This window comes from Diaphorobacter sp. HDW4A (assembly GCF_011305995.1).
In the GTDB taxonomy this organism is placed as follows: domain Bacteria; phylum Pseudomonadota; class Gammaproteobacteria; order Burkholderiales; family Burkholderiaceae_C; genus Diaphorobacter_A.
This window is the reverse complement of the sequence record NZ_CP049910.1, coordinates 1330704-1355218: the sequence shown is the minus strand read 5'-3', so window position 1 is coordinate 1355218 and position 24515 is coordinate 1330704. Positions and strand designations below refer to the sequence as shown.

At 63.6% G+C, this 24515-nt stretch carries 21 protein-coding genes; 9 read left to right on the top strand and 12 right to left on the bottom strand.

Features of this window, described 5'->3' with window-relative positions:
* Positions 1–31: 31 nt before the first annotated feature.
* From G7047_RS06075 to fahA, 6 genes are all read left to right on the top strand, one after another.
* Positions 32–1666, top strand: coding sequence for a DHA2 family efflux MFS transporter permease subunit (locus G7047_RS06075; RefSeq protein ID WP_166302149.1), 1635 nt, complete (start codon positions 32–34; stop codon positions 1664–1666).
* A 227-nt stretch (positions 1667–1893) separates the two neighbouring features.
* The gene (locus tag G7047_RS06070) at positions 1894–2853 is read left to right on the top strand and encodes an MBL fold metallo-hydrolase (RefSeq protein WP_166302146.1); all 960 of its coding nucleotides are present in this window, start codon (positions 1894–1896) and stop codon (positions 2851–2853) included.
* Between the two features lie 32 nt (positions 2854–2885).
* On the top strand, positions 2886–4523 hold the full coding sequence (locus G7047_RS06065; RefSeq protein WP_166302142.1) for an FAD-dependent oxidoreductase: 1638 nt from the start codon (positions 2886–2888) through the stop codon (positions 4521–4523).
* A 12-nt stretch (positions 4524–4535) separates the two neighbouring features.
* Positions 4536–4727 carry a DUF2783 domain-containing protein gene (locus G7047_RS06060; RefSeq protein ID WP_166302138.1) on the top strand — a complete coding sequence of 64 codons (192 nt, stop codon included), beginning with the start codon at positions 4536–4538 and terminating at the stop codon, positions 4725–4727.
* Positions 4728–4810: 83 nt separating this feature from the next.
* A complete protein-coding gene (gene hmgA / locus G7047_RS06055) occupies positions 4811–6139 on the top strand; it encodes a homogentisate 1,2-dioxygenase (RefSeq protein ID WP_166302134.1) in 1329 nt (442 codons plus the stop codon).
* Positions 6140–6179: 40 nt separating this feature from the next.
* A complete protein-coding gene (gene fahA / locus G7047_RS06050) occupies positions 6180–7448 on the top strand; it encodes a fumarylacetoacetase (RefSeq protein WP_166302131.1) in 1269 nt (422 codons plus the stop codon).
* Between the two features lie 10 nt (positions 7449–7458).
* Here the strand turns inward: fahA and G7047_RS06045 are convergent, their stop codons facing one another.
* Together G7047_RS06045 and G7047_RS06040 are read right to left on the bottom strand one after the other, a co-directional pair.
* Positions 7459–7782, bottom strand: coding sequence for a tetratricopeptide repeat protein (locus G7047_RS06045; RefSeq protein ID WP_166302128.1), 324 nt, complete (start codon positions 7780–7782; stop codon positions 7459–7461).
* Positions 7783–7840: 58 nt separating this feature from the next.
* Complete coding sequence (locus G7047_RS06040; protein ID WP_166302125.1) at positions 7841–9376, bottom strand: PLP-dependent aminotransferase family protein; 1536 nt, start codon at positions 9374–9376, stop codon at positions 7841–7843.
* Positions 9377–9592: 216 nt separating this feature from the next.
* Here G7047_RS06040 and G7047_RS06035 point away from each other — a divergent pair, with 216 nt between their 5' ends.
* Both G7047_RS06035 and G7047_RS06030 read left to right on the top strand, forming a co-directional pair.
* Positions 9593–9949, top strand: coding sequence for a hypothetical protein (locus G7047_RS06035; RefSeq protein WP_166302121.1), 357 nt, complete (start codon positions 9593–9595; stop codon positions 9947–9949).
* Positions 9950–10024: 75 nt separating this feature from the next.
* Positions 10025–11101 carry an MBL fold metallo-hydrolase gene (locus G7047_RS06030; RefSeq protein WP_166302118.1) on the top strand — a complete coding sequence of 359 codons (1077 nt, stop codon included), beginning with the start codon at positions 10025–10027 and terminating at the stop codon, positions 11099–11101.
* Positions 11102–11314: 213 nt separating this feature from the next.
* Here G7047_RS06030 and G7047_RS06025 read toward each other — a convergent pair whose 3' ends face one another.
* The 10 genes from G7047_RS06025 to G7047_RS05980 form a co-directional block, all read right to left on the bottom strand.
* On the bottom strand, positions 11315–12046 hold the full coding sequence (locus tag G7047_RS06025; RefSeq protein WP_166302114.1) for a FadR/GntR family transcriptional regulator: 732 nt from the start codon (positions 12044–12046) through the stop codon (positions 11315–11317).
* A complete protein-coding gene (locus tag G7047_RS06020) occupies positions 11976–13004 on the bottom strand; it encodes a DMT family transporter (protein WP_166302110.1) in 1029 nt (342 codons plus the stop codon). The genes G7047_RS06025 and G7047_RS06020 overlap by 71 nt, the downstream gene beginning before the upstream one ends.
* Before the next feature lie 43 nt (positions 13005–13047).
* A complete protein-coding gene (locus G7047_RS06015) occupies positions 13048–14307 on the bottom strand; it encodes a Zn-dependent hydrolase (protein WP_166302107.1) in 1260 nt (419 codons plus the stop codon).
* Between the two features lie 43 nt (positions 14308–14350).
* Positions 14351–15421: a histone deacetylase family protein gene (locus tag G7047_RS06010; protein WP_166302104.1), complete on the bottom strand. Its 1071-nt coding sequence runs from the start codon at positions 15419–15421 to the stop codon at positions 14351–14353.
* A 30-nt stretch (positions 15422–15451) separates the two neighbouring features.
* The gene (locus G7047_RS06005) at positions 15452–16435 is read right to left on the bottom strand and encodes a glyoxylate/hydroxypyruvate reductase A (RefSeq protein ID WP_166302101.1); all 984 of its coding nucleotides are present in this window, start codon (positions 16433–16435) and stop codon (positions 15452–15454) included.
* Positions 16432–18069 (bottom strand): ABC transporter ATP-binding protein, encoded by a 1638-nt coding sequence (locus G7047_RS06000; protein WP_166302098.1) that lies wholly within the window; start codon positions 18067–18069, stop codon positions 16432–16434. The genes G7047_RS06005 and G7047_RS06000 overlap by 4 nt, the downstream gene beginning before the upstream one ends.
* A gap of 31 nt (positions 18070–18100) precedes the next feature.
* Positions 18101–18940, bottom strand: coding sequence for an ABC transporter permease (locus G7047_RS05995; RefSeq protein WP_166302095.1), 840 nt, complete (start codon positions 18938–18940; stop codon positions 18101–18103).
* Positions 18941–18968: 28 nt separating this feature from the next.
* A complete protein-coding gene (locus G7047_RS05990; RefSeq protein WP_166302092.1) occupies positions 18969–19943 on the bottom strand; it encodes an ABC transporter permease in 975 nt (324 codons plus the stop codon).
* A gap of 120 nt (positions 19944–20063) precedes the next feature.
* Complete coding sequence (locus G7047_RS05985; RefSeq protein ID WP_166302089.1) at positions 20064–21632, bottom strand: ABC transporter substrate-binding protein; 1569 nt, start codon at positions 21630–21632, stop codon at positions 20064–20066.
* A 143-nt stretch (positions 21633–21775) separates the two neighbouring features.
* A complete protein-coding gene (locus tag G7047_RS05980) occupies positions 21776–22588 on the bottom strand; it encodes a class II aldolase/adducin family protein (RefSeq protein WP_205904724.1) in 813 nt (270 codons plus the stop codon).
* 275 nt (positions 22589–22863) lie between these two features.
* On the opposite strand from G7047_RS05980, the gene G7047_RS05975 reads away from it, so the two are divergent.
* Positions 22864–24228, top strand: coding sequence for an ArgE/DapE family deacylase (locus G7047_RS05975; protein ID WP_240939381.1), 1365 nt, complete (start codon positions 22864–22866; stop codon positions 24226–24228).
* Positions 24229–24515 lie beyond the last annotated feature (287 nt).

Sequence of the window (24515 nt, the reverse complement as noted above, 5' to 3'; positions counted from 1 at the left end):
CCACCACGTTCCCGCGAATCGAGTCCGCTCCATGACTGCCTCCACCTCCTCCGGCGCATTGTCTGACGACGACAGCGCAGGCCGCGCTGTCACAGCCCCGGCGCCACCACCACAGGCCATGCCTGCACCGCCACAACCCCTGCACGGCGCCACGCTGGTCATGGGCACGCTGGCGCTGTCGCTTGCCACGTTCATGAACGTGCTCGACTCGTCCATCGCCAACGTCGCCATTCCCGCCATCTCAGGCGACGTGGGCGTGAGCCCGAGCCAGGGCACCTGGGTAATCACCAGCTTCGGCGTGGCCAACGCCATTTCCGTGCCGCTCACCGGCTGGCTCACGCGGCGCTTCGGCGCGGTGCGCCTGTTCACCATGAGCGTGCTGCTGTTCGTGCTCACCTCCTGGCTCTGCGGCTTCGCCTCGTCACTGGAAATGCTGATCCTGTTCCGCGTGCTGCAAGGCCTCGTCGCGGGACCGATGATTCCGCTGTCGCAGACCCTGCTGCTGTCGAGCTACCCGGCCTCCAAGGCAGGTGTTGCGCTGTCGCTCTGGGGCATGACCACGCTGGTCGCGCCGGTGGTCGGGCCGCTGCTCGGCGGCTGGATCACCGACAACATCTCCTGGCCGTGGATCTTCTACATCAACGTGCCCGTCGGCCTGCTCTCTGCCTTCCTCACCTGGAGCATCTACCGCAAGCGCGACACGCCAACGCAGAAGCTGCCCATCGACTCCATCGGCCTCGCGCTGCTGGTGCTCTGGGTCGGCGCGCTGCAGCTCATGCTCGACAAGGGCAAGGAGCTCGACTGGTTCGCCTCCACCGAAATCATCATCATGGCCGTGGTGGCGGTGATCAGCTTCGTCGTCTTCATCATCTGGGAGCTGACCGACGCGCATCCGGTGGTCGACCTGCGATTGTTCAAGCGCCGCAACTTCGCGGCAGGCTCCATCGCACTGTCGATCGCCTACGGCGTTTTCTTCGGCAACGTGGTGCTGCTGCCGCTGTGGCTGCAGCAATGGCTGGGCTATACCTCGACGACCGCCGGCATGGCGCTCGCGCCGGTGGGCATCTTCGCGATCATTCTCACCCCGCTCGTGGGCCGCAAGGTCGCCGTGTGGGACCCGCGCGTGATGGCGACCGGCGCGTTCATCATCTTCGCGCTGGTGCTGTGGATGCGCTCGCAATTCAACACCGACACCGACTTCAACCACATCCTGATCCCCACGCTGATCCAGGGCGGCGCGATGGCGTTCTTCTTCATCCCGCTGACCACCATCACGCTGGCCGGACTCACGCCCGACCGCATCCCGGCCGCCGCCGGGCTGAGTAACTTCGTGCGGATTACCGCCGGTGCCATGGGCACGTCAATTGCCACCACGCTATGGGACAACCGCGCCGCCATGCACCACGCGCATCTGACCGAAGGACTCGTGCAGGGCCAGGGCATCTTCGGCGTCACGCTGCAGGGCCTCAAAGCGGCGGGCCTGTCGCAGGAGCAAGCGCTCGCGCAGATCAACCGATTGGTCGACCAGCAGGCCTACACCCGCGCGGCGGATGACACCTTCCTCGCGTCGTCGTTCCTGTTCCTCTCGCTGATCGCGCTGATCTGGCTGACCAAGCGGCCCGCACCGCATGGCGGCGGCGGCGCGGAGGCGTCGGGAGCGCACTGAGCGAACCCGGGGTTCATATCCGCAGAACGGCCAGTGCGCACATCCGGCGCGCTGGCCGTTTTTCTTTATCAGGCTTCGCGCTTCAAGACCTTGCGCCACCACACTCGGCCAGTGTGCAAACAGCTCATGGCAAATGCTGATGATGCAAGCGCTTCGCCCACGTAGACTGCATTCACGCCGCCCCCTTGGCGCCACCGCGAACCAGCACACAGAGCACGAGGACCCCGATGAACACCCGCACTTTCGCCAGCCACGCCGACGTCGAAGAGAAAAAGGTCACCTTCAGTCAGATCTCCGAACACGCCTGGGCCTACACCGCCGAGGGCGACCCGAACACCGGCATCATCATCGGCGACGACGCCGTGCTGGTGGCCGACACGCAGGCCACGCCCGCGATGGCGGCCGATGTGATCCGCCGCATCCGCGAGGTGACCGACAAGCCGATCCGGTACGTGGTGCTCACCCACTACCACGCGGTGCGCGTGCTCGGAGCGAGCGCGTATGGTGCGCAGCAGATTCTCGCGAGTCAGGACACGTATGACCTGATCGTCGAGCGCGGCGAGCAGGACAAGGCCAGCGAGATCGGCCGCTTTCCGCGCCTGTTCAGCAACGTCGAGACCGTGCCGCCCGGCATGACCTGGCCGACCATGACCTTCACCAGCAAGATGACCCTCTGGCTCGGCAAGCTCGAAGTGCAGCTGCTGCAGCTCGGCCGTGGCCACACCAAGGGCGACACCGTGGTCTGGCTGCCGGGAGAGAAGGCGCTGCTGTCGGGCGACCTTGTCGAGTTCGGCGCAACGCCATATGCGGGCGACGCCTACTTCACCGACTGGCCGCAGACCCTCAGCAACCTCGAAGCGCTCCAGCCCAAGGTGCTGGTGCCCGGTCGCGGCGCGGCGCTCACCACGCCCGAGGCCGTGAAAGCAGGCCTCACCGAGACCCGCGAGTTCATCTCCGACGTGCTCGCCAACGTGAGACAAGGCGTGGCCGAGGGCAAGGATCTCAACGCCGTCTACAAGGCCACCTACTCGGCGATGAAGCCCAGGTACGGCCACTGGGTGATCTTCGACCACTGCATGCCATTCGACGTGACCCGCTGCTACGACGAGGTCACGCAGTACACCGACCCGCGCATCTGGACGGCCGAGCGCGACGTGGAAATGTGGAAGTCGCTCGAAGACCAGTGAGCAGCACCTCGTTCCAGGCCGGGAGACATCTGATGAAGCTCACGTTCGACTATCTGCGCCACACCGATCAGGACGCCGCCACACCCGCACGGCACCCGGTGATCGTCGTCGGGGCGGGCCCGGTGGGCTTGGCGCTCGCCATCGATCTGGCGCAGCAGCACGTGCCCGTGGTGCTGCTCGACAACGACAACAAACTCTCGAGCGGCTCGCGCGCCATCTGCTTTTCCAAGCGGTCGCTCGAAATCTTCGACCGCCTCGGCTGCGGTGATCCCATCGCCAGCAAGGGCGTGTCTTGGAAGCTCGGCCGCGTGTTTCTGCAAGACGAGCAGATCTACGAATTTGACCTGCTGCCCGAAGAAGGCCACGAGCGCCCGGCCTTCGTGAATCTCCAGCAGTATTACGTGGAAGGCTTTCTCGCCGAACGCGCGGCGCAACTGCCGCTGATCGACATCCGCTGGAACAACAAGGTGGTAGGCATCGCGCAACATGGCGACCATGCCGAACTCACCGTGGAAACGCCCGAGGGTAGTTACCTGCTGCACGTCGACTGGGTGGCGGCTTGCGATGGTTCGCGCTCCACACTGCGCCAGTTGCTCGGCCTCGAAAGCAAGGGCCGCAGCTTCCGTGACCGCTTTCTGATCGCCGATGTGAAGATGGATGTCCAGTTCCCCGCCGAGCGCTGGTTCTGGTTCGACCCGAGCTTTCACCGAAATCAGAGCGTGCTGCTGCACATGCAGCCCGATGGCATGTGGCGCATCGACTTCCAGCTCGGCTGGGATGCCGATCCCGAGGAGGAAAAAAAGCCCGAGAACATCATCCCGCGCGTGCGCGCCATGCTCGATGCGTCGCCGTTCAAGGGCGCTGAGTTCACGCTCGAATGGGCGAGCGTCTACACCTTCTCCTGCCAGCGCATGGACTCGTTCAGGCACGGCCGCGTGCTGTTCGCCGGAGACTCGGCGCACGGCGTCTCACCCTTTGGCGCACGCGGTGCCAACTCGGGGTTGCAGGACGGCGAAAACCTCGCCTGGAAACTCGCCGCCGTGCTGCGCGGCGATGCGCCCGATGCGCTGCTTAACAGCTACGCCCGCGAACGCGAGGCGGCCGCTGACGAGAACATCCTGAACTCAAGCCGCGCGACCGACTTCATCACCCCCAAGAGCGACGTGAGCCGCTTGTTCCGCGACGCCGCGCTGCATCTGGCGCGCCAACATCCCTTCGCGAGAAGAATGGTCAACAGCGGGCGCCTCTCGGTCCCCGCCACGCTGGGCGACTCGGTGCTGAACACCGGCGATACAGACCGCTTCAGCGGGCTGATGGTGCCCGGCGCGGTGGCCGCCGACGCACCCTTCGTCAAGGGTCAATCGCCCGACTGGCTGATGCGCCAGTTGTGCGACACACGCTTCAGCGCGCTGGTCTTCGGCGATGGCCCCACGGCAAAGGCCAGCCTGCGCGCCATCGCAGATTCGGATTGCGCCCTCCATGTCGTGCGCATTCCGCTCGATGCGGCGCACGCGCTTGCCGCAAGGCGCTACGACGCACAGGACGGAACGACCTATCTGATCCGCCCCGACCAGCACGTGGCCGCCCGCTGGCGCGAACCGCGCACCGAGGCGCTGCGAGCGGCACTGGCGCGTGCGATGTGCCGAACCGCTTCCACCGCCATTGCCTGAGGAGCATCCGCCATGCAGGAAACGCTGATCACCGCGCCGCACATGCAATCCCCAGACGATTTCTACGAGGCGCTGATCGAGGCCCATCAGGGCCTCAGCGCCGAAGAAAGTCAGGCGCTCAATGCCCGTCTGGTGCTCCTGCTGGCCAATCACATTGGTACATTGCAGGTACTCAAGCAGGCGCTTTCGGCGGCCAGGGCGTAGCATCCGGTGCAGGTCTGACCGCGCCCCACTTCACGATATCGTCAGCGCAGTCGAGCAACACACAGCCCCAAGGACAGCCCTTCATGCCAGCAGCCCTCTCCCCGCTTTCCTACCAGAGCGGATTCGGCAACGAATACGCCACCGAAGCCGTTCCGAGCGCGCTGCCCCAGGGCCGCAACAGCCCGCAGCGCGCACCACTCGATCTCTACCCCGAACTGATCTCGGGCACCGCCTTCACCGCGCCGCGCCACGAAAATCGCCGCACCTGGATGTACCGCCGCCAGCCCTCAGTCGTCGCCGGTCGCTACCAGCCCTACACGCAAGCACTGTGGACCACCGGCGGTGACCGGGATATGGCCACACCACCCGAACCATTGCGCTGGCACCCCATCGCTTTCGAGCCTGGCGTGGAGCAGGACTTCGTCGACGGTATGCGCACGCTCGCCGCCAACGGCGACGCCGAGGCGCAGATCGGCATGGGCTCACTGATGTATCTCGCCACCCGTTCGATGGAGCAGCGCGCGTTCGTCAACGCCGATGGCGAGCTGCTCATCGTGCCCCAGCAGGGCCGCCTTCGCATCACCACCGAGATGGGCCTGCTCGATGTGAAGCCCGGCGAGATCGCGCTGATTCCGCGCGGCGTGGTCTTCAAGGTGGCGCTACCCGATTCGGAAGCTGGCGCAGGTCCGTCACGCGGCTATGTCTGCGAGAACTACGGCGCGCAATTTCGCCTGCCCGAGCTCGGTCCCATCGGCTCCAACGGTCTCGCCAACGCACGCGATTTTCTGGCCCCGGTGGCCGCGTTCGAGGAACCCGCCGCGCCGCACGAACTGATCAAGAAATTCGGTGGCCGCTTCTGGCGCGCTCCCACCAAGAGCTCGCCGTTCAACGTGATCGCATGGCACGGCAATCTGGCTCCAGTGAAGTACGACACCGCGAATTTCATGACCATTGGTTCGATCAGTTTCGACCATCCCGATCCGTCGATCTTCACCGTGCTCACCTCGCCAAGCGACACGCCGGGCACCGCCAACTGCGACTTCGTGATCTTCCCGCCGCGCTGGCTGGTGATGGAGAACACCTTCCGTCCACCGTGGTACCACCGCAATCTGATGAGCGAATTCATGGGCCTCGTCTACGGCGAATACGACGCCAAACCGGGTGGATTCAAACCCGGTGGCGCGAGCCTGCACAACTGCATGGTGCCGCATGGTCCCGATGAAGAAGCGTTTGAAAAGGCCAGCCACGCGGACCTCAAGCCTCACAAGCTGGACAACACGCTGGCCTTCATGTTCGAGAGCCGCTACCGCTTCATCCCCACGGCCTATGCGATGAGCCAGGCCCCGCTCGATCAGGACTACGCGGATTGTTGGGCAGGCCTCAAAGACCAATTCAACGGACGCACCGACTGAGCGCACCGCACCCGACACACAGAGCGAGCGAGAAGAAATCATGTACGAAATCGACGCAACCCACGACCCCAAGCGCAAGAGCTGGGTGGAATCGGCCAACGCGGCGGGCACGGATTTTCCGATCCAGAACCTGCCCTTTGGCCGCTTCAGGCTCTCAGGCAGCAGAGATGCGTTTCGCATCGGCGTCGCCGTCGGCGATCAGGTACTGGACCTGCGCGCAACGGGACTCATCGACACCGACGACATGAACGCGCTGATGAACGCCGTCCCTGCCGAGCGCGTGCAACTGCGCAGAAAGATCTCGGAAGGACTCACCGCCCAAAGCGCGAAACAAGCCACATGGCAGAAAGCGCTGGTTCCCCAAAGCGCCTGCGAATACACCGTACCCTGCCGCATCGGCGACTACACCGATTTCTACACTGGCATCCACCACGCGACCACGGTGGGCAAGCTGTTTCGCCCTGACAACCCGCTGATGCCCAACTACAAATGGGTGCCCATCGGCTACCACGGCCGTGCAAGTTCGCTGGTGGTGAGCGGCACCACCGTCAAGCGCCCGAACGGTCAGACGCTCGCGCCCGATGCCAAAGCGCCAGAGCTGGGGCCGTCCAAGCGTCTCGACTACGAGCTGGAGCTTGGCTACTACATTGGTCAGGGCAATGCACAGGGCAGCCCCATCTCCATCGACAACGCCGAAGCGCATCTGTTCGGAGTGGGGCTGTTCAACGACTGGTCTGCACGCGATCTGCAGGCCTGGGAATACCAGCCGCTCGGCCCATTTCTGGCCAAGAATTTTTCGTCCACCGTCGCGCCGTGGATCGTGACGATGGAAGCGCTGGCTCCGTTTCGCTCACCCTTCACCCGAGCCAAGGACGACCCGCAGCCCCTCCCCTATCTGGACGGCCAGCGCAACCGCGAACAAGGCCAGCTCGACATCTTGCTCGAAGTGCTGATCCAGACCGCGCGCATGCGCGAAGCGGGCGAAGCCCCCATACGCCTCACGCATGGCTCGGCGCTCGATGCCGCCTACTGGACGGCGGCCCAACTGGTGACGCACCACACCGTCAACGGCTGTAACCTCCAGGCCGGTGATCTGCTGGGATCGGGCACGCTGTCAGGCTCGACGGAGGGCTCTGCTGGTTCGCTGCTCGAACTGACATCGGGCGGCAAGATCCCCATTCATCTGCCCAACGGAGAAACGCGCACCTTTCTTCAAGATGGCGACACGCTGATCCTGCGCGGCTGGTGCGAGCGCGACGGTGTCGTGCGCATCGGTCTGGGCGAGGCAGCCGGCACCATTCTGGGGTGACGGGGAGCGCTCAGGCGCTCTTGTCCAGTCTGCGCAAAAACACGCCCAGCTCCTTGACCACCTGGGCATCGCCGCGCGCCTCGGCGCAGGCCAGCCCTCGATTCCAAGCAGCGCGCGAGGCCTCGCGGTCGCCAAGTTCGAGCGCTGCTTTGCCGAGAAACTTCCATGCCACCGAGTAGTTGGGGTCAAGCTCTACCGCGCGCTCAAGATGCTCGCGTGCGCGCTCGAACTGCTCAGCCTCGATGTAGTTCTTGCCGAGCGTGTAGCGCAGCAACGAGGTTTCCTTGCCCGAAGCGAGCATGGCTTCGAGTCGCTGGGTCATGTCAGTGGTCATGGTGGTGACTGTTCAGTTCAGTTCAGTTCAGTTCAAATCAAAGCAAATTCGACAGGAATCAGGTGCGCGCGGGCAACGCCAGTTGCTCATGCATCAGGCGTCCCAGCACGCGATAAGCATCTTCGATCAGCGCGGTGAACGGCATGCCGCAGGACAGGCGCAGGAAATGGCCGTAATGCCCAGTGTTGGAAAACATGTCGCCCGGCGCAATGCGCACGCCGAGCGCGAGTGCGCTGTCGTAGAGCCGCGCGCTGCTAATGCCTTCGGGCAACTCGACCCAAATGCTCAGGCCGCCGCGCGGCAGGCTCAGGCGCGTGCCGATGGGGAAGTAGCGCGCAACGGCACGCGCCGCCTGCTCGCGCTGCTCCCGCAGGGCCTTGCGGATGCGTGCCAGATGGCGCATGTAAAAAGGCGTGCCGACCGTGCGCGCGCCCAGCAGCTGCGGCCACAGCGGCATGTTGCGCGAGCGCGAGAACTTGATCATCTGCACCTTGTCGTGCCAGCGCCCGGCATTCATCCAGCCAAGTCGCAGGCCCGGCGCAAAGCTCTTGGAAAGCGAGGCGCAGTAGATCACCGTGCCGTCCACATCCCAAGCCTTGCAGGGCCGGTGCACGCCGGGATCTTCGACAAACTCGCGGTAGATGTCGTCCTCGATCAGCGCCACGCCGCGCTCCGAGCACATGGCCACGATGCGCTGTTTGTGGCTGTCGGGCATGGTCGCGCCCTGCGGCATCTGCAGGTGCGGCACGACGATCACAGCCTTGAGTTCCGGGTAGCTGCGCAGCGCCAACTCCAGCGCCTCCAGCGACATGCCGGTGTGCGGGCTCGACGGAATCTCCAGCGCCCGCAGCCCGCGCGCCTCCACCGCCTGCACGATGCCGTAAAACGTGGGTGACTCGATGGCCACCATGTCACCCGCCTGCGTGAGTGCGTCGAGCGAGAGATTCACCGCCTCCGAGTTGCCCAGCGTCGCCGCGATCTGCATCGGCGGAATCTTGAGTCCGAAGGTCAGTGCATAGCGCGCCATTGCAGCCTGAAAATCCGGGTGCGTGTATGGTGCCGATGGTCCGTTCACCAGCAGGTCAGGCTGCTCGCGGAGCAGCGCAATCGCCTGCCGATTCAGGAACGAAGAGTCGAACAACTCGGGCGCAGGCATGGCACTGCCCAGATCGGCCTTGAATGTGCCGATCAGCCGCGCCTTGTTCAGGTAATCCGAGATACGGTCGCCAATGCTCTCAAAGGTGTTGGCACGCGCATCAAACGGCACCAGCGCCTGCGGCTCGCGCGCAGTGGGCATGTCAAGCGTCTGTCCGCGCACAAAGTAGCCCACGCGTGCGCGCGCTTCAATGAGGCCGCGCGACTCCAACTCACGCAGGATCTGCAGCGCCGTGGTATGGCTCACGTCGTGGCGCTGCCTGAGTTCACGCACTGACGGCATGCGCTCCTGCACCTTGAGCACGCTCGCATGAATGGCTTCGGCATAGTGATCCGCCCAGCGCTGGTACAGGTGTGCAGTGGGCTGCTCGCCCAAGGGAATGTCGTGCAACGCCGATTCAATGGCTGTGGCGGCCTCTGCCAACAATCTGCTGTCCATGATGTATGCGCCTTGTCCTTTCGCGTGCTTCGCAAGCCATTGTGCCGATCACGGCGCTTGACTAACAGATACAGCTTGCACGCAAATCGACCATAACAGAAGCACGCAAACCATACTGTGCTGCGGTGCTCTCGCACTGTGTGTGCCTGTGCTTACCGCACTTCAAAACCTAAGCTTGCAGTCATCCCAACACCCTTCCATCACCAAGGAAAGACCATGGAAACTGCAAGCCTCACCTTCACATTGAAACGCGGTCAGCCGCAAATGCTTTGCACGTCGGACCTGCACTCCCTGCGCTGCACCCAAGGCACAATGCAGTTGGAATGGGAACAGCGCGGTATCCACTTTCAGCATGTGCTCTATGGCGGCGGCATGCCCTGGGAGCCACGGGATTTGCCAGCGGGCACCTGGGTACGGCTTGGCGTCATCGGCCAAGCAAGCGCAACGCTGGTTCAGGAGTCTCCTGTTCAGGAAAGCAGCAATGGCGACCTTCTTGAGTCACTGCTTCGGGCATTGGCCTCGGCCCTCCACATGCCCACCATATTTACAAAACGAAACGGTCGCACGGGTTGAAGCGGCGCAGACCCACACCCATCTTGCACAGAGCCCCATGCGCGCCGCGCAGACTCCTCAAGACAGGCACAAGCGATGAATCTCTCAGAACTGCTGAATGGTCTGCCCATCGGCGACTACTCCGCGTCGCCGCAATCGACCGGCAGCCACTTCCGCAACATCACGCCGCGCCCAGCCAACACGCCGCAGCCGGGCGCGAAGCTGATGTGGGATTTTCTGTTCAACAAGCCCAAGAACACCGAACCGTCCGTTGACATTCCCGTGCGGCGCCTGACGACAACCGAGTTGAACAAGGCACCCGACGGCAGCCTGTATCGCCTCGGTCACTCCACCGTGTTGATGAAGTTGCGTGGCGGCTGGTGGATCACCGACCCGGTCTTTGCCAAGCGCGCGTCGCCCTTTGGCTTCGCGGGCCCCAAGCGCTTTCATGCGCCGCCCATCTCCATCGACGAACTACCCGCCCTGCAAGGTGTGCTGCTCTCGCATGATCACTTCGACCACCTGGACGAACAGGCCGTGTGCCAGCTCGCAGGCAAGACACAGGTATTCCTCTGCACGCTCGGCGTCGGTGATCGACTGGTCGCATGGGGCGTACCGCCAGAAAAAGTGCAGCAATACGACTGGTGGCAAGGCACGGAAATCAACGGTGTACGCTTCACCGCCACCCCCGCGCAACATTTCTCGGGACGCGGCCTCGGCGACGGCAACCGCACGCTCTGGGCATCATGGGTGATCGAAAACGGCGACCAACGCATCTTCTTCAGTGGCGACACCGGATACTTCAAAGGCTTCGCCGACATTGGCCGCCGCTTCGGCCCCTTCGACCTCACGCTGATGGAAACCGGCGCCTACAACGAACACTGGCCCTACGTCCACATGCACCCCGAGCAGACGGTCCAGGCCCACATCGACCTCAACGGCCGCTGGCTCTTGCCCATCCACAACGGCACCTTCAACCTCTCCATGCACGCCTGGTGGGACCCCTTCGAACGCGTGCTCGAACTCAGCCAGCAGCGTGGCATCGCACTCGCCACGCCAATGATGGGCGAACGCCTGAACATCGCTCAGCCCCACACGACAGAACGCTGGTGGAAGCTCCCCATGCAAGAGCAGCAAGTCCCCAAGAAATCCTGCTGCCAACCCGCAACCTGAACAGCAACAATTTGAATTTGAATTTGAATTTGAGTTTGAATTCAAACAGCAACTCAACAAAGCGCGCAGGGCTCTCGATTCCCCACCCTAACGGCAAGACAGCCCCTCAGGCCAGGCGTGAAGCCGCAGACAGTATGTCGATACGGCAAGGCTTCGACAACAACGCATGAGGGGCTGTATTGCCGTCCCAAAACAAGCAACGAAAACAGCGACCTAAGCCGTCCAAGCAGGATTCTCACGGAGACGGGACATGATGGCTACCAGGTGATAGGCCATGGCGTGGCGGGCTCTTACCGCATCGCCTTCCACGATGGCCTCGACGATCCGCGTGTGCTCCCCCCACGCAATCGTCCAATCCTGCTGCGTCACATAGTGCGCATCCAACCGCTGAAAAATCGGTGAGCGCTCGCTCAAATCCCACAGATGCATGCACACCGACGCCAGCGCCGCGTTGCCGCAGGCCTCGGCAATGCTCCCATGCAGCAGCCGGTCGTACTGCGCCGACCCCACGCCCTTGGCTTTCTCGCTCACCGGCTGCACCAGTTGCATCGCCGCGTGCACATTGCGCAGGGCCCGGCGCTGATCGGCGGTAGCGTTCTGCGCCGCAAGCGCCGCGCAATCGGGCTCGACCAGAAGCCGCGCCTCCAGCAACTCGAACGGCCCGACATCGACCTCATCCGCTTGCGCCGCTGCATTGCCTGGCGAGCGTGGGAGCAGCGAGGTCACATAGACGCCGCTGCCTCCGCGCACATCGACAAAGCCGTTGATCTCGAGAGCGATGATGGCTTCTCGGACCGAGGAGCGGCTGACCTCCAGCATCTCGGCCAGATCGCGTTCGGCGGGCAGGCGGGTTCCTACCGGGAATTCGCCCGCTTCAATCTTGGCGCGAATCTGTTCGGCGATCTCTCGGTACAGGCGTTGCGTGTTGGTAGGCTGAAACTTCATGACTTGACGTTGGGGTGGACACGACATTCTGTCGCAAAGCCTCGGGGAGCCTTTTGGCTGTGAGCTTGCTGCCGGAAAATCCGCAGGCGAGATACAGGCCGGAGGCCGCAATCAGCACCGTTCCGAGCAACGCGAGCGAATCCGGCACGAGGCCGAACCACCAACTGCTGATGGCCAGCGCCAGCAGCAGTTGCAGATAGTTCAGCGGCCCCAGCGTGCTGGCCGTCACGCGCCGATAAGCCGCGAGCATCAGCAACTGCCCCGCCACGCTCGCGAGCGCTCCGGCGGCAAGCACGCTCCATTCGGCGCCGCTCGGCCAACGCTCGGGCCAGGCGGCGAGCGTCGCGAGCAACGTGGTGGCCATGCAGATCCAGGACATGTGCGCAAACTGCACGGCCGGTGGAATCTTGCCTGCCAGCACCCTCGTGAGCAACTGAAAGACCGCGTAGCAGCAAGCCGCGAGCACCATCAACATCGAGCCGAAGAACGGCAGCGAACCACCGGGCCGCACGATGCACAACATGCCCGCAAAGCCCAGCCATACGGCGCACCACTGCGCGCGCGACACCCGCTCGCCGAGCCAGCGGCTGGACAGCGCGACCATCAGCAGCGGCGCGGTGAAATAGATCGCGGTCGCCTCGGCGAGCGGCATCGTCACAAGCGCGCCCATGAACGCGGTGCCGACGATGGCGATGCTCACGCTGCGCCCCCAGAGCGCCGGGCTGCGCAGCATCGGCAGGATGCGCGCGGCACGCAGCCCATTGTTGCGTGTGGCCTGCCACAGCCAGCACATCGCGAACAGATTGGTGGTGACGTAGCGCGAGAGATTCATCACCACCGGGCTGTGATGCGCGAGCATCGCTTTGGCGAACGCGTCGTAGAAGGCGAACAGCGACAGCGTGCCAAGAAACAGCACGATGCCCTGCGTTCGCGTGGAGAGCCCCGAGAAGGCTTTCATGGATGGTTGAGTAGAAAAGCGGATGAACGGATGACAGGTTGAATCAGTCCGGCTGCACCACGCCCGCCTGCGCGAGCATCACGTCGCACAGCACCTGGCAACCGGCTTCCAGATGCGCGGGATCGGCGTTCTCCACCTCGTTGTGGCTGATGCCGTCTTCGCAGGGAACGAACACCATGGCGGTCGGCACGACACGCGCCATGTAGACCGCGTCATGCCCCGCGCCCGTGAGAATGCGCATGTGCGACATGCCGTGTTGCTCGGCGGACTGCTCGACCGCATCGACGAGATGCGCCGCAAACGGCGTGGCCGGAAACTCCTGCACGTCCACGACTTCGACGCGCACCTTGCCCTCGCCCGCGAGCGTGGCTGCGGCTTCGCGGAACGTGGCCTCCATGGCGTCGAGTTGATGCATCAACGGATGGCGCAGATCGACGGTGAAACGCACCTGCCCCGGAATCACATTGCGCGAGTTCGGAAACACATGCACTTCGCCCACGGTGCCGCGACCATCGGGCGCAAACCGCGACAGGTTGGCGATATCAATCACGCTGCGCATCAGGCTGGATGCGGCATACAGCGCGTCCTGGCGCATCGCCATCGGCGTCGGTCCCGCGTGTGCCTCCATGCCGGTGATGGTCACGTCATACCAGCGCAGGCCGAGCGAACCGGTCACCACGCCGATGGTCTTGTTCTCGGCCTCCATGATCGGGCCTTGCTCGATGTGCGCCTCCAGATAGCACGCGGGTTGGAGCTGGCCCACGGGCATGCGGCCCGCATAGCCGATGGACTGCAGCGCCTCAGCCACGGTGACGCCCTTGATGTCTCGCGCGGTGAGCGCCACTTCCTTGCCGAAGATGCCGCAGTGCACGCCCGAGCCCATCATCGTCGGCACGAAACGCGAGCCTTCTTCGTTGGTCCAGATCGCGAGTGCGAGCGGTGCTTCGGTCTGCACGTCGGCCTGCTGCAGCGCGCGCATCACTTCGAGGCCCGCCATCACGCCGTAGCAGCCATCGAACTTGCCGCCCGTGGGCTGGGTGTCGATGTGGCTTCCGGTCATCACCGGCGCAAGACTGTTGTTGCGACCCGCGCGGATGCCGAAGATGTTACCCACCTCATCGACCTCGATGCGCAGACCCGCCTCGCGCATCCAGCCGGTCACGAGGTCGCGACCCTGACCGTCTTCGTCCGTCAGCGCGAGTCGGCAGTTACCGCCCTTGGGCGTCGCGCCAATCTGTGCGAGCTCCATGAGCGTATCCCACAGACGTTCGCCGCTGACATTCACGGTTGTTGTTGTCGTCATTTCGAAAGCTTCCATTTGCTTCATCCTCCGGGTGTTCGTCGATTCAAAAAGTGTTTGCATCCGCGTCTTGCAGACCCCGCATCAGCGCGGTGAGGCCTGGCCCGAGCGCCTCGACCATGTAGCCGCCTTCCTGCACCACGACCAACGGCAGGCCCAGCGCGCGCAGGCGTTCACCGACATGCTGATACGCGTCGAAGTCGAAACGCAGCACGCTGATCGGGTCATCGCGATAAGTGTCGAAGCCGATGGACAGCACCACGGCCGACGGCGCAAAGCGCGCGATGCGTTCGATGGCGGTGTCGAGCGCGGGCAGAAAATCCGCCGTGGTCGATCCGTGCGCGAGCGGCAGATTCAAATTGCAGCCAAGACCGTCGCCGCTGCCCGTCTCGTCCGCATAGCCGGTGTAGAACGGGAAATAGTCATGCGTGTCGGCATGCGTGGAAACCGTCAGCACATCGCCGCGCGCATAGAAGATGTTCTGCGTGCCGTCGCCATGGTGGGCATCCACATCAAGCACCGCCACCTTGCCGCCCTGCTGCGCCAGCATCTGCGCTGCCAGCGCCGCGTTGTTCACGTAGCAAAAGCCGCTCGCGCGGTCATGGTGCGCATGATGGCCCGATGGTCGGCACAGCGCATAGGCCATGGACGCGCCGTCGAGCACGGCCTGCGCTGCCGATGCAGCGCTGTGTGCGGATCGCAGAATCGAGCGCCAGCTCTGCGGACCGAGCGGGCAGGACAGGTCGCCCAGATAAAAGCCCGTCTGCGCCACCAACGAATCGGTGCGGCAAGGCACGCGGCGCTCGCCCGGCACGACGCCGGAGTATGGGGAGAGATTGGGGAGAACCTCGATGCCGGGGTTCTTCCCCACATCGGCCAGTGCTTGCCAGCGCGTGTAGGCGGTGCTCAGATAACGGATATAGTCGGCGCTGTGCACCAGATGCAGATGCTCCACGCCCCAGTCGCGCGGAGGGTTCACGCTGCCGCCGCATTGCTGCACGGCGGCGATCAGCGCATGGGCGCGGTCGGGCACATCGGTGGGATGGCAGATGCGGCCCAGCCGCATGAACTGCTGCGGATCGTGCAGCAGCTGGTCGGTATCGAAAAATGCTTGCATGCCTGTGGCGTCCTTCCTCTGCTTCACGCTTCAGTAGCCGTTTGCGCGGTCGACCGCGTGGTGCGGCACCTCGCCCGCACACACCTGTTGCCAGTGCCGCACGGTCTGCTCTGCAATCACCTCGGGCGCGGTGCGCGTGGCAATGTGCGGCGTCACTCGAACCTTGGGGTGCGACCACATCGCGTCGTTGGCGGGCAGGGGTTCGACGTTGAAAGCATCGAGCGTGGCGAGTCCGAGCTGGCCCGCATCCAACGCCACAAGCAGATCGCTTTCGATCAGATGCGCGCCCCGCCCCACGTTGATCACATGCGCGCCGTTGCCCAACTGCGCGAAGCAGTCGGCATTGAGCGCGCCACGCGTCTGCTCGGTGAGCGGCAGCAGGCAGATCAGCGCCTTGAGTCCTTGCAGGAACTCGCCGCGCTGCGCATCGCCCGCAAAGTGCTCGCAGCCTGCTACCGGCTTGACCGGCGCACTGCGGCTCCAGCCACGCATCGGGTACCCAATGGCGGCCAGCGCGCGCGCGCAGTGCGATCCCAGCGTACCCATGCCGGCAATGCCGATCGGGTACTGCGTCGCAGGCTGCACCGCATGTTCAACCCAAGTCTGGCTGCGCTGCTGCGCGGCATAGCGATCCATGCCGCGGTGGCCGCTCGTCACCGCCCAGGTCACATAGGCTGCCATGGCGCTCGCCATGTGCGGATCGCGAATGCGCGCGAGCGGAACTCCGGCGGGCAACGTTGGGTCTTCCAGAATATGGTCGACACCGGCCGCCACTGAATGCACGAGGCGCACATTCGGCATCAGCGGCCAGTGGCCGGGCTGGGGTTCCCAGCACAGCGCCACATCCACCTCCGCGCCATCGCGCAGTGCGTCCGTGCCGCGCACCGTGTCCACAAAACGCAACTCGACGCCCTCGCCAATTTTTGCAAATGCGCCCTGCACTGCTGGTGCGAGATAGTCCATGCACAGGCTGCGGCTCAGCAGAGCCACAACGGTTTCACCATTCACGTTCATGCCATCTCCGGCTCGACTGCCAACTTAGGTATCGCGTCGATCAGACGCTGCGTGTATTCATGCTGAGGCGCGCAGAGCACCTGCTGGCTCGTGCCGTATTCAACGATCTTTCCGCGCTGCATCACTGCGATGTGATCGCAGAGCTCGCCCGCCACGCGCAGGTCATGCGTGATGAAGACCATCGACAGCCCGAACTCCTTGCGCACCTCGGCAAACAGTTTGAGCACCTGCTGCTGCACCGACACGTCGAGCGCCGAGACCGGCTCGTCAGCCACCAGTAGTTCGGGATCGAGCGCCAGTGCGCGGGCAATGCCGATACGCTGACGCTGGCCGCCCGAGAACTCATGCGGGAAGCGGTCGTACGCCTCTTCCTTCAAACCCACGAGCTTGAGCAGATCGAGCGCGCGCGCCTTCGCCTTGTCGGGTGATACACCCTGCGCAATCGGCCCCGATGCGATCGCCGAGCCGATGCGCTGGCGCGGGTTGAGCGATGCATACGGGTCCTGGAACACCATCTGGATCTTGCTCTTGGCGACCGACTGGAAGCGGGTGCCGGGGTTCAGAGTCTTTCCGTTGAACAGAATGCGGCCGCTGTCGAACGAATGCAGCCCCACGAGGCACTTGCCCACGGTGGACTTGCCCGAGCCCGATTCCCCGACGATACCCAGCGTCTCGCCGCGCCGCAGATCGAAGTTGATGGCATTGGCCGCATGCACGCGCCTGCCCTTGCTGAACAGACCGCCGCCGGTGTTGTAGACCTTCTCCAGATCCTGCACCTGCAGCACGAAATGCGCCGCACGCTCCTCTGCCGGTGCGCGCACCACGCCCTTCGGGATGGCGGCGAGCAGCTTCTTCGTGTAGTCGTGCTGCGGGCGCAGCAGCACCTCGCTCGCCGCGCCCTCTTCCACGCACTCGCCCATCTGCATGACGACCACATGGTCGGCAATTTCGGACACCACCCCGAAGTCGTGCGTGATAAACAACACCGCCGTTCCACGGCGCTTCTGCAGCTCGCGGATCAGTTCGAGAATCTGCGCCTGAGTGGTCACGTCGAGCGCCGTCGTGGGCTCGTCGGCGATCAGCAGACGTGGCTCGAGCAGCAGAGCACAGGCGATCATCACGCGCTGGCGCTGACCGCCCGAAAGACGGAACGGGTAGCTCTTGGCGATGAGTTCCGGATCGGGCAAGCCCACATCGGTGAGTGCGGCGATGATGCGCTTGTGCTTCTCGGCCTTGCTCAACGAGAGGTGGGCATCGAACACTTCTTCGAGCTGATCGCCGATGCGCATGACCGGATTCAGCGCCGTCATCGGCTCCTGAAAAATCATGACTATGCGCTGGCCACGCAGCTCGCGCAACTGCTCTTCGTTGAAGCCGAGCAGGTTCTTGCCTTCGAATACGATCTCGCCCGCAACGGGCTCCACATGTGGACGCGGCAGCAGCCCCATGACGCCATTGGCGATCATCGACTTGCCCGAACCCGATTCGCCCACCACGCACAGCGTCTGGCCCGGCAGCAGGTCGAAGCTCACGTTGTTCACCGCGAGTTCGCGGTCACCGCCCTTGGGCAGGCGAATGCTCAGGCCCTTGACCTGCAGTACCGGTTCAGCGTGAAAGTTGTTGTTGGTGCTCATGTCGGATTCCTTTTCTCTTTTTTCTTTTTGCTCATCGCTTTGCATCAGCACGGGCATTGAGGCCGTCGTTCAGACCCTCGCCCACCAGGTTCAACGCCAGCACCGTCAGCACGATGGACAGGCCGGGGAACACCGCCATCCACCACGCCTGGCGCATCACGGTGCGTGCCGTACCCACCATGTAGCCCCAGCTCATCTGGTTGGGATCGCCGAGACCGAGAAAGCTCAGGCTGGACTCCAGCAGAATGGCGCTCGCCACCATCAGCGAGGCCATCACCACGATGGGCGAGACCGCGTTGGGCAGGATCTGCGTAAGGATCACGCGCGGCGTCGATTGACCGGCCAGCAAAGCGGCAGAGACGAAATCGCGCTGGCGCAACGTAAGGAATTCCCCGCGCACGAGACGCGCAACCGGCGGCCACGAGACCACGGCAATCGCCGCCACCATCGATCCCACCGAGGGTTCGAAGATCGCCACCAGCACAATCGCCAGCGCAAAGCTCGGCACCGACTGGAACAGCTCGGTGAAGCGCATCAGCACCGCATCGACCCAACCGCCGAAGTAGCCGGAGATGGCGCCAACGCTCACACCGATCATCAACGAGACCACGGTGGAAACGAGGCCGATGAGCAGCGACACGCGCGCCCCGTAGATCACACCAGCGAGGATGTCGCGGCCCATGGTGTCGGTGCCGAGAAGGCGGCCGTCTGCGCCCATGGGCGGCACGAACGGCGAGTCGACCATGTCCCACGGACCGTACTCGATGAACAGTGGGCCCAGCAGCGCCACGATGGCGACGATGACCACGACCACCAGTCCCACGACGGCGCCCTTGTTGCGGCAGAAGCGCCGCCAGAATGCGTTTTTCATGAATGCTCTTTCGTGTGCGTTGGGCGTGTCAGGACAGTTCGATGCGCGGATCGACCAGCGTGTAGATGAAGTCGGTGATCAGGTTGAACAGCACCGCCATCGCGGAGGTGACGAGGAAGCAGCCCATCAGCAGGTTGTAGTCGCGCTGCAGCAACGCGTCGAACATCAGTCGGCCAATGCCGGGCCAGCTGAACACGGTCTCGGTGAGCACCGCGCCGCCGATCATTCCGCCCGCCTGGATGCCCGCGAGCGTCACCACCGGCAAGAGCGCGTTGCGCAGGATGTGGTTGTGATGGATGCGGCGCGGATGCACGCCCTTGGCGCGCGCGGTCTTGACGAAATCCATCTGCGCGACTTCCAGCATCGACGAGCGCGTCATCCGCACATACACGGCCATGTAGAACAGCGCGAGCGTGAGCGATGGCATCAGCAGATGCAGGAAGATGTCCCACGCGAACGCCATGCCGGAGAGGTCTGCGCCCACGGTGAAGTAGCCAAAGCCCGGCAGCCAGTTGAGCTGCACGGTGAACAGCAGCACCGCCATCATCGCGAGCCAGTACAGCGGCGTGGCATAGAACACGAGCGCGAGCACGGTGATGCCGCTGTCCACCCAGGTGCCCACCTTGCGACTGGACCAAGCACCCAGCGCCACGCCCATGATCAGCGACAGCACGAACGCGCTGCCGGTGAGCAGCAGCGTGGCGGGAAGTCGCTCGAGAATCAGATCGATCACCGGCTGCTGCTGGCGATACGAGAAGCCCAGATCGAGCTGCACCACCTTGCCCAGATAGGTCATGAGCTGCATGGGCAGCGGTTGATCGAGCCCGAACTGCGTGCGCAGCTGCGCGACGAATTGCGCGTCCGAGGCACCGGCCTCGCCCGCGAGCACCGATACCGGGTCGCCGGGAGCCGCCCGGATCAACAGGAAGTTCACGGTGGCGATCATCAGAATGGCGGCGAGCCCCTGAATCACGCGTTTGAGCATCAGTTGGAGTCTGTTCATGCGTCTTGTCCTTTGAGGCGGGCACGCTGGTCATTCGTTCATTCATGGGCACGTACCCGCCGCGCCCCACATGCGGAGCGTTGAGCGCGGGCTCTGCAGCGCAGGCCCGCGCCATCTTTCTCACTTGAGCTTGGCGTAGGCGAAGCTGTCGTTCAGACCGATGCCCGAGCTGATCAGGTTGTCGATCTTGGTACGGTAGAGCGTCGGGAACTTCATCTCGTGCAGCCACGCGACGGGCACCTCATCGACCAGCAGCTTCTGCACTTCCTCGTAGATGACTGCGCGCTTGGCGGGGTCGATCTCGCGGGCACCGGCATCGAACAACGCATCCACCTTGGGGTTGCTGTAGCCCTCGACGTTGTTGAACGGCGAGCCCTTGACGATCTGGCTGGAGATGTAGTTGCGTGCCACGCCGAGCGCCGGGTCGCCGTACTGGAAGACATAGGTGGTGGACATGTCAAAGTCCCACTCGTTGAGGCGCGAGTTCCAGCCCGCCACGTCGGTGGAGACCATCTCCACCTTGATGCCGGCCTGCATCAGGTTCTGGCGGATGATCTCGGCCACGCGCATCCAGCTCTCGCCATAAGGCATCGGCAAGAGGCGCAACGGCTGACCGTTGTAGCCCGACTCCTTGATCAGCGCCTTGGCCTTGTCGAGGTCGCGCTTGTAGTGCGTGACCTTCTCGGTGTAGAATTTCACCGAGCTGTTGAGCGGACCCATCGCAGGCTTGGCGTAGCCGTGCCACGCGATCTTGGCCATGGCCTCGCGGTCGAGCGCCCACATGATGGCCTGGCGGAACTTGGGATTGTCAAAAGGCTTGCGACGATTGTTGAGCCACAGCCACGACTGCGGCGCGAAGAACTCCCAGCCCTTGGTGGTCACAGCGACTCCGGGCAGCGCGGCGAGACGCTTCACATCGAAGAACTCGACGGCACCGCCGGGCACCACGTCCACCTTGCCGGATTCGAACGCGGCCGCGCGCGATGCGGCATCGGGGATCACGTGGAAGTACACGTCCTTCACCGAAGGCACGCCGGGCACGTGGTAGTCCTCGTTGGCGGTGAGTTGAATGTACGAGCCCTTGACCCATTCCTTGAGCTTGAACGGCCCCGTGCCGATGGGCTTGTTGTTGGCCGGATGGTTGAGGAAATCGGCCGCGCCTTCATAGACGTGCTTGGGCACCATCGGCATCGAGCCGACCTCGAACAGGCCGAGGAACGGGCCGAAGGGCTGCTTGAGCTTGAAGACCACGGTGTTCGCGTCGGGCGCGGTGATGGACTCAACCACACCCAGATTGCCGCGCAGACGGGCGTGTGTCTTGCGCAGAAACACGTCCACCGAGAACACCACATCGGCGCTGCTGAACGGCTTGCCGTCGTGCCACTTCACGCCCTTCTTGAGCTTGAAGGTGCAGGTCAGGCCGTCGTCGCTCATCTTCCACGACTCGGCCAGCGCGGGCACGGGCTCGAGCTTTTCGGTCATGCGCACCAGACCTTCGTAGATGTTGCCCGCCACCATCTGCGTGGGTGCGTTCTGCAGAATGCCGAGCATCAGCCCCGGCGGCTCGGGTTGCACGATGGCGTTGATGGTGCCACCGGCCTTGCCTTGTGCGAGCACAGAAAGCGGCACGCCTGCAATGGTCAGGCCAAGACTGGAAGCGGTCAGTTGGATCAGTTCGCGTCGTTTCATGAGTCACTCCTTGAGGAAAAATTCGGAAAATATCGGGACAAAACAGTCCCCTGCCGCAGGTCTGCGGCATGAAAAAAATCGCTGAACGGGAGTCCTGAAAAACAGAAGCGGCGTCAGCGCCGCTTCAGGTCAAGCGTCCGCCATCACGCGTCATATGGAACGGTGCTGCCCGGCTGCAGGCGCTGCTTCATCGCACGCCATTCGCGCGCATGCGGATCGGCCGCGCCCGGCAGGCGGTTGCTTGCGCCTTCTTCGTATTGCCGGGCTGTGAGCTCGCAGACATCAGTGGGCACGACCTGCGTGATCTGGCCTGCGGACTGGATGGCCACCTGCACGCGGCAGGCGCGCTCCAGATTCAACATGTTGATGAAAGCCTCGGCCACAGTCGCACCGATGGTCAACAGACCGTGATTGCGCAGGATCAGCGCCTTGTGCTCGGTGCCCATGTCACGCACCAGACGCTCGCGCTCCTCGTGGTTCAGCGCAATGCCTTCGAAGTCGTGATACGCCACACGGTGGTAGAACTGCAGCGCCCATTGATTGCAAGGCTGCAGACCGCAGGCCATGGATGACACCGCTACGCCGCCGACGGTGTGCGTGTGCACGATGCACGTCGCGTCGTGGCGCGCCATGTGCAGCGCGCTGTGGATGGTGAAACCAGCCGGGTTCACGTCGTAGTCGGAAGGCTCCACCAGTAGCCCATCCACCCCCACCTTGACCAGCGAGGACGCCGTCACGTCACGGAACAGCATGCCGTACGGGTTGATCAAAAACTGGTCGTGGCGGCCCGGAACGCGCACCGAAATATGCGTGTAGATGCTGTCGTCCAGCCCCAGATGGGCCATGAGCCGATAGGCGGCGGCCAAGTCCTTGCGGACGGCCCATTCAGCCTCACTCCACGTTGGCGCGCCCGTGGCGGCAGCGATTGGTTCGATCACGGTGTCGGCGGTTTGCATTGGGTTCATTCCTTCCACCCATCCAAGGTGGTCTGACCACTTTATGCAAACACCGTGCCACCACGCAATCCGGCGTAAACCCCTATCCTCAATGAAGAAAGGCTGCGTGATATTACGTATGCGCCTACCGTATTCGCACCAAAGTGGCCTGACCAGATGGTCAATTTGGTGCATTTGGCAACAATTTTTTCACCGTTTTGGGGGACTGCCTCTGCTTGGTCAGGCCACAGGCTTGCGTGAATGGCAAAGGCACGCTCCTTGCAAAAGAGCACGACATGACCTATTCAGCCTCCGACATCGAACGCCCTGCTTCTTCCATCACGTTGTCATCATCCGTACCCGACACGGCCGCCATCCGCCAGGCCGTGCTCGCGCAGACCGACTATATGAGGGAAGCCCTTATTCAACTCGTGCGCGCACCGAGCCTGAGCGGCCAGGAAACGCCCGCCTGCGAAACTATGGAGGCGCTGCTTGATGAGCTTGGCCTCGTCACCGAGCGCCTGCCGATGAACACCGCCGACATGGCATCGCACCCGCTGTTCAGCTGCCCCTGCAACCCCGACGGCGAGCGCTACAACCTGCTTGCCGTGATGGAACCGCCTGCAGACGTTGAGCCGAACATGGGCGGCAACCTGCTGTTCAACGGCCACCTCGACGTGGTGCCCACCGGCCCCGAATCACTGTGGGAAAAGCAGCCGTTCGATCCCTACGAGAAAGACGGCTGGATCTACGGGCGCGGCGCGGGCGACATGAAAGGCGGCATCGTCTGCGCCCTTGCCGCGCTGCGCACCCTGCAATCCATGGGCTTGCGCCCCGCCTCGCGCATCGGCATCAACACGGTGGTCGACGAAGAAGACACCGGCAACGGCACGCTGGTGACGCTGGGCGCATTGCAGCGCGCACGCACCAAGGCCCGCTATGCAAGCTTTGACGCGGTCGTGCTTCCCGAGCCATTTGCCGAAACGCTGATGTCCGCGCAGATAGGCGTGTGCTGGCTGACCGTGACGCTCACCGGCCGCCCCACCCATGTGGCCTACATGAACCAGGGCCTGAACCCGATTGAAGCGGGCATCGAGATCATGCGAGCGCTGCGTGAGGTGCAGGAGGAATGGAATCTTCCCGAGAACCGCCATCCCGCGTTCGCGCATGTCGAGCAGCCGATCAACATCAATTTAGGCACCATCGAGGGAGGCGAATGGAAATCTTCGGTGCCCTGCACCTGCACCATGGGTATCCGTGCGAGCTTCTATCCAGATCGTGGTGCGCGCGAGGCGATTGAATGGTTCTCGCATTTCATCGAGCGGACGGCGGCGCGGCTCAATCCGGATCTGGTGGTGAGGATCGAGACCAACGGGTTTGCTGCTCCCGGGTGTGTCTACGATCTTGAGCATCCGGCGATGCAGTTGCTGGCCGAGTCACATGAGGCGATGCACGGGGAGGCGCCTCGGCATCTGGCTTGTACGGCGACGACCGATGGGCGGCATTTCCGGTTGATGACGGATTGGGCGGTGACGAATTACGGGCCTGTGGCTCGGAACATTCATGGGGTGGATGAATGTGTGAGTGTGGGGAGTATGGTTCGGGTTACCGAGACGTTGGTTCGGTATATCGTGTTGTATTGTGGGGTGGTGGCTTTGTGATTTGGTTATCTGGTTCAGCGACTGCTGGGGGGTTGCGTACGGAGGCTGGGACTGCCCCCGGCGGGGCAATCACTTTTTGCTTGCGCGCAAAAAGTAATCAAAAACGCGCTTTTGAAGTCATCGGGCGGAACTCGCTGCGTTCCTTCGTCACTCCGCTCAAACAACCGCCGGAAATCAGTGGAGAAAGAGGTGTTTGCGGCACGTCGCTTCGCTCGTGCCGGGGGTGGTTGCGTAGCTGCGTTGGGGCTCAAACGCCCACTGCTCTTTTGCGTGAGGGCATCTCGCGA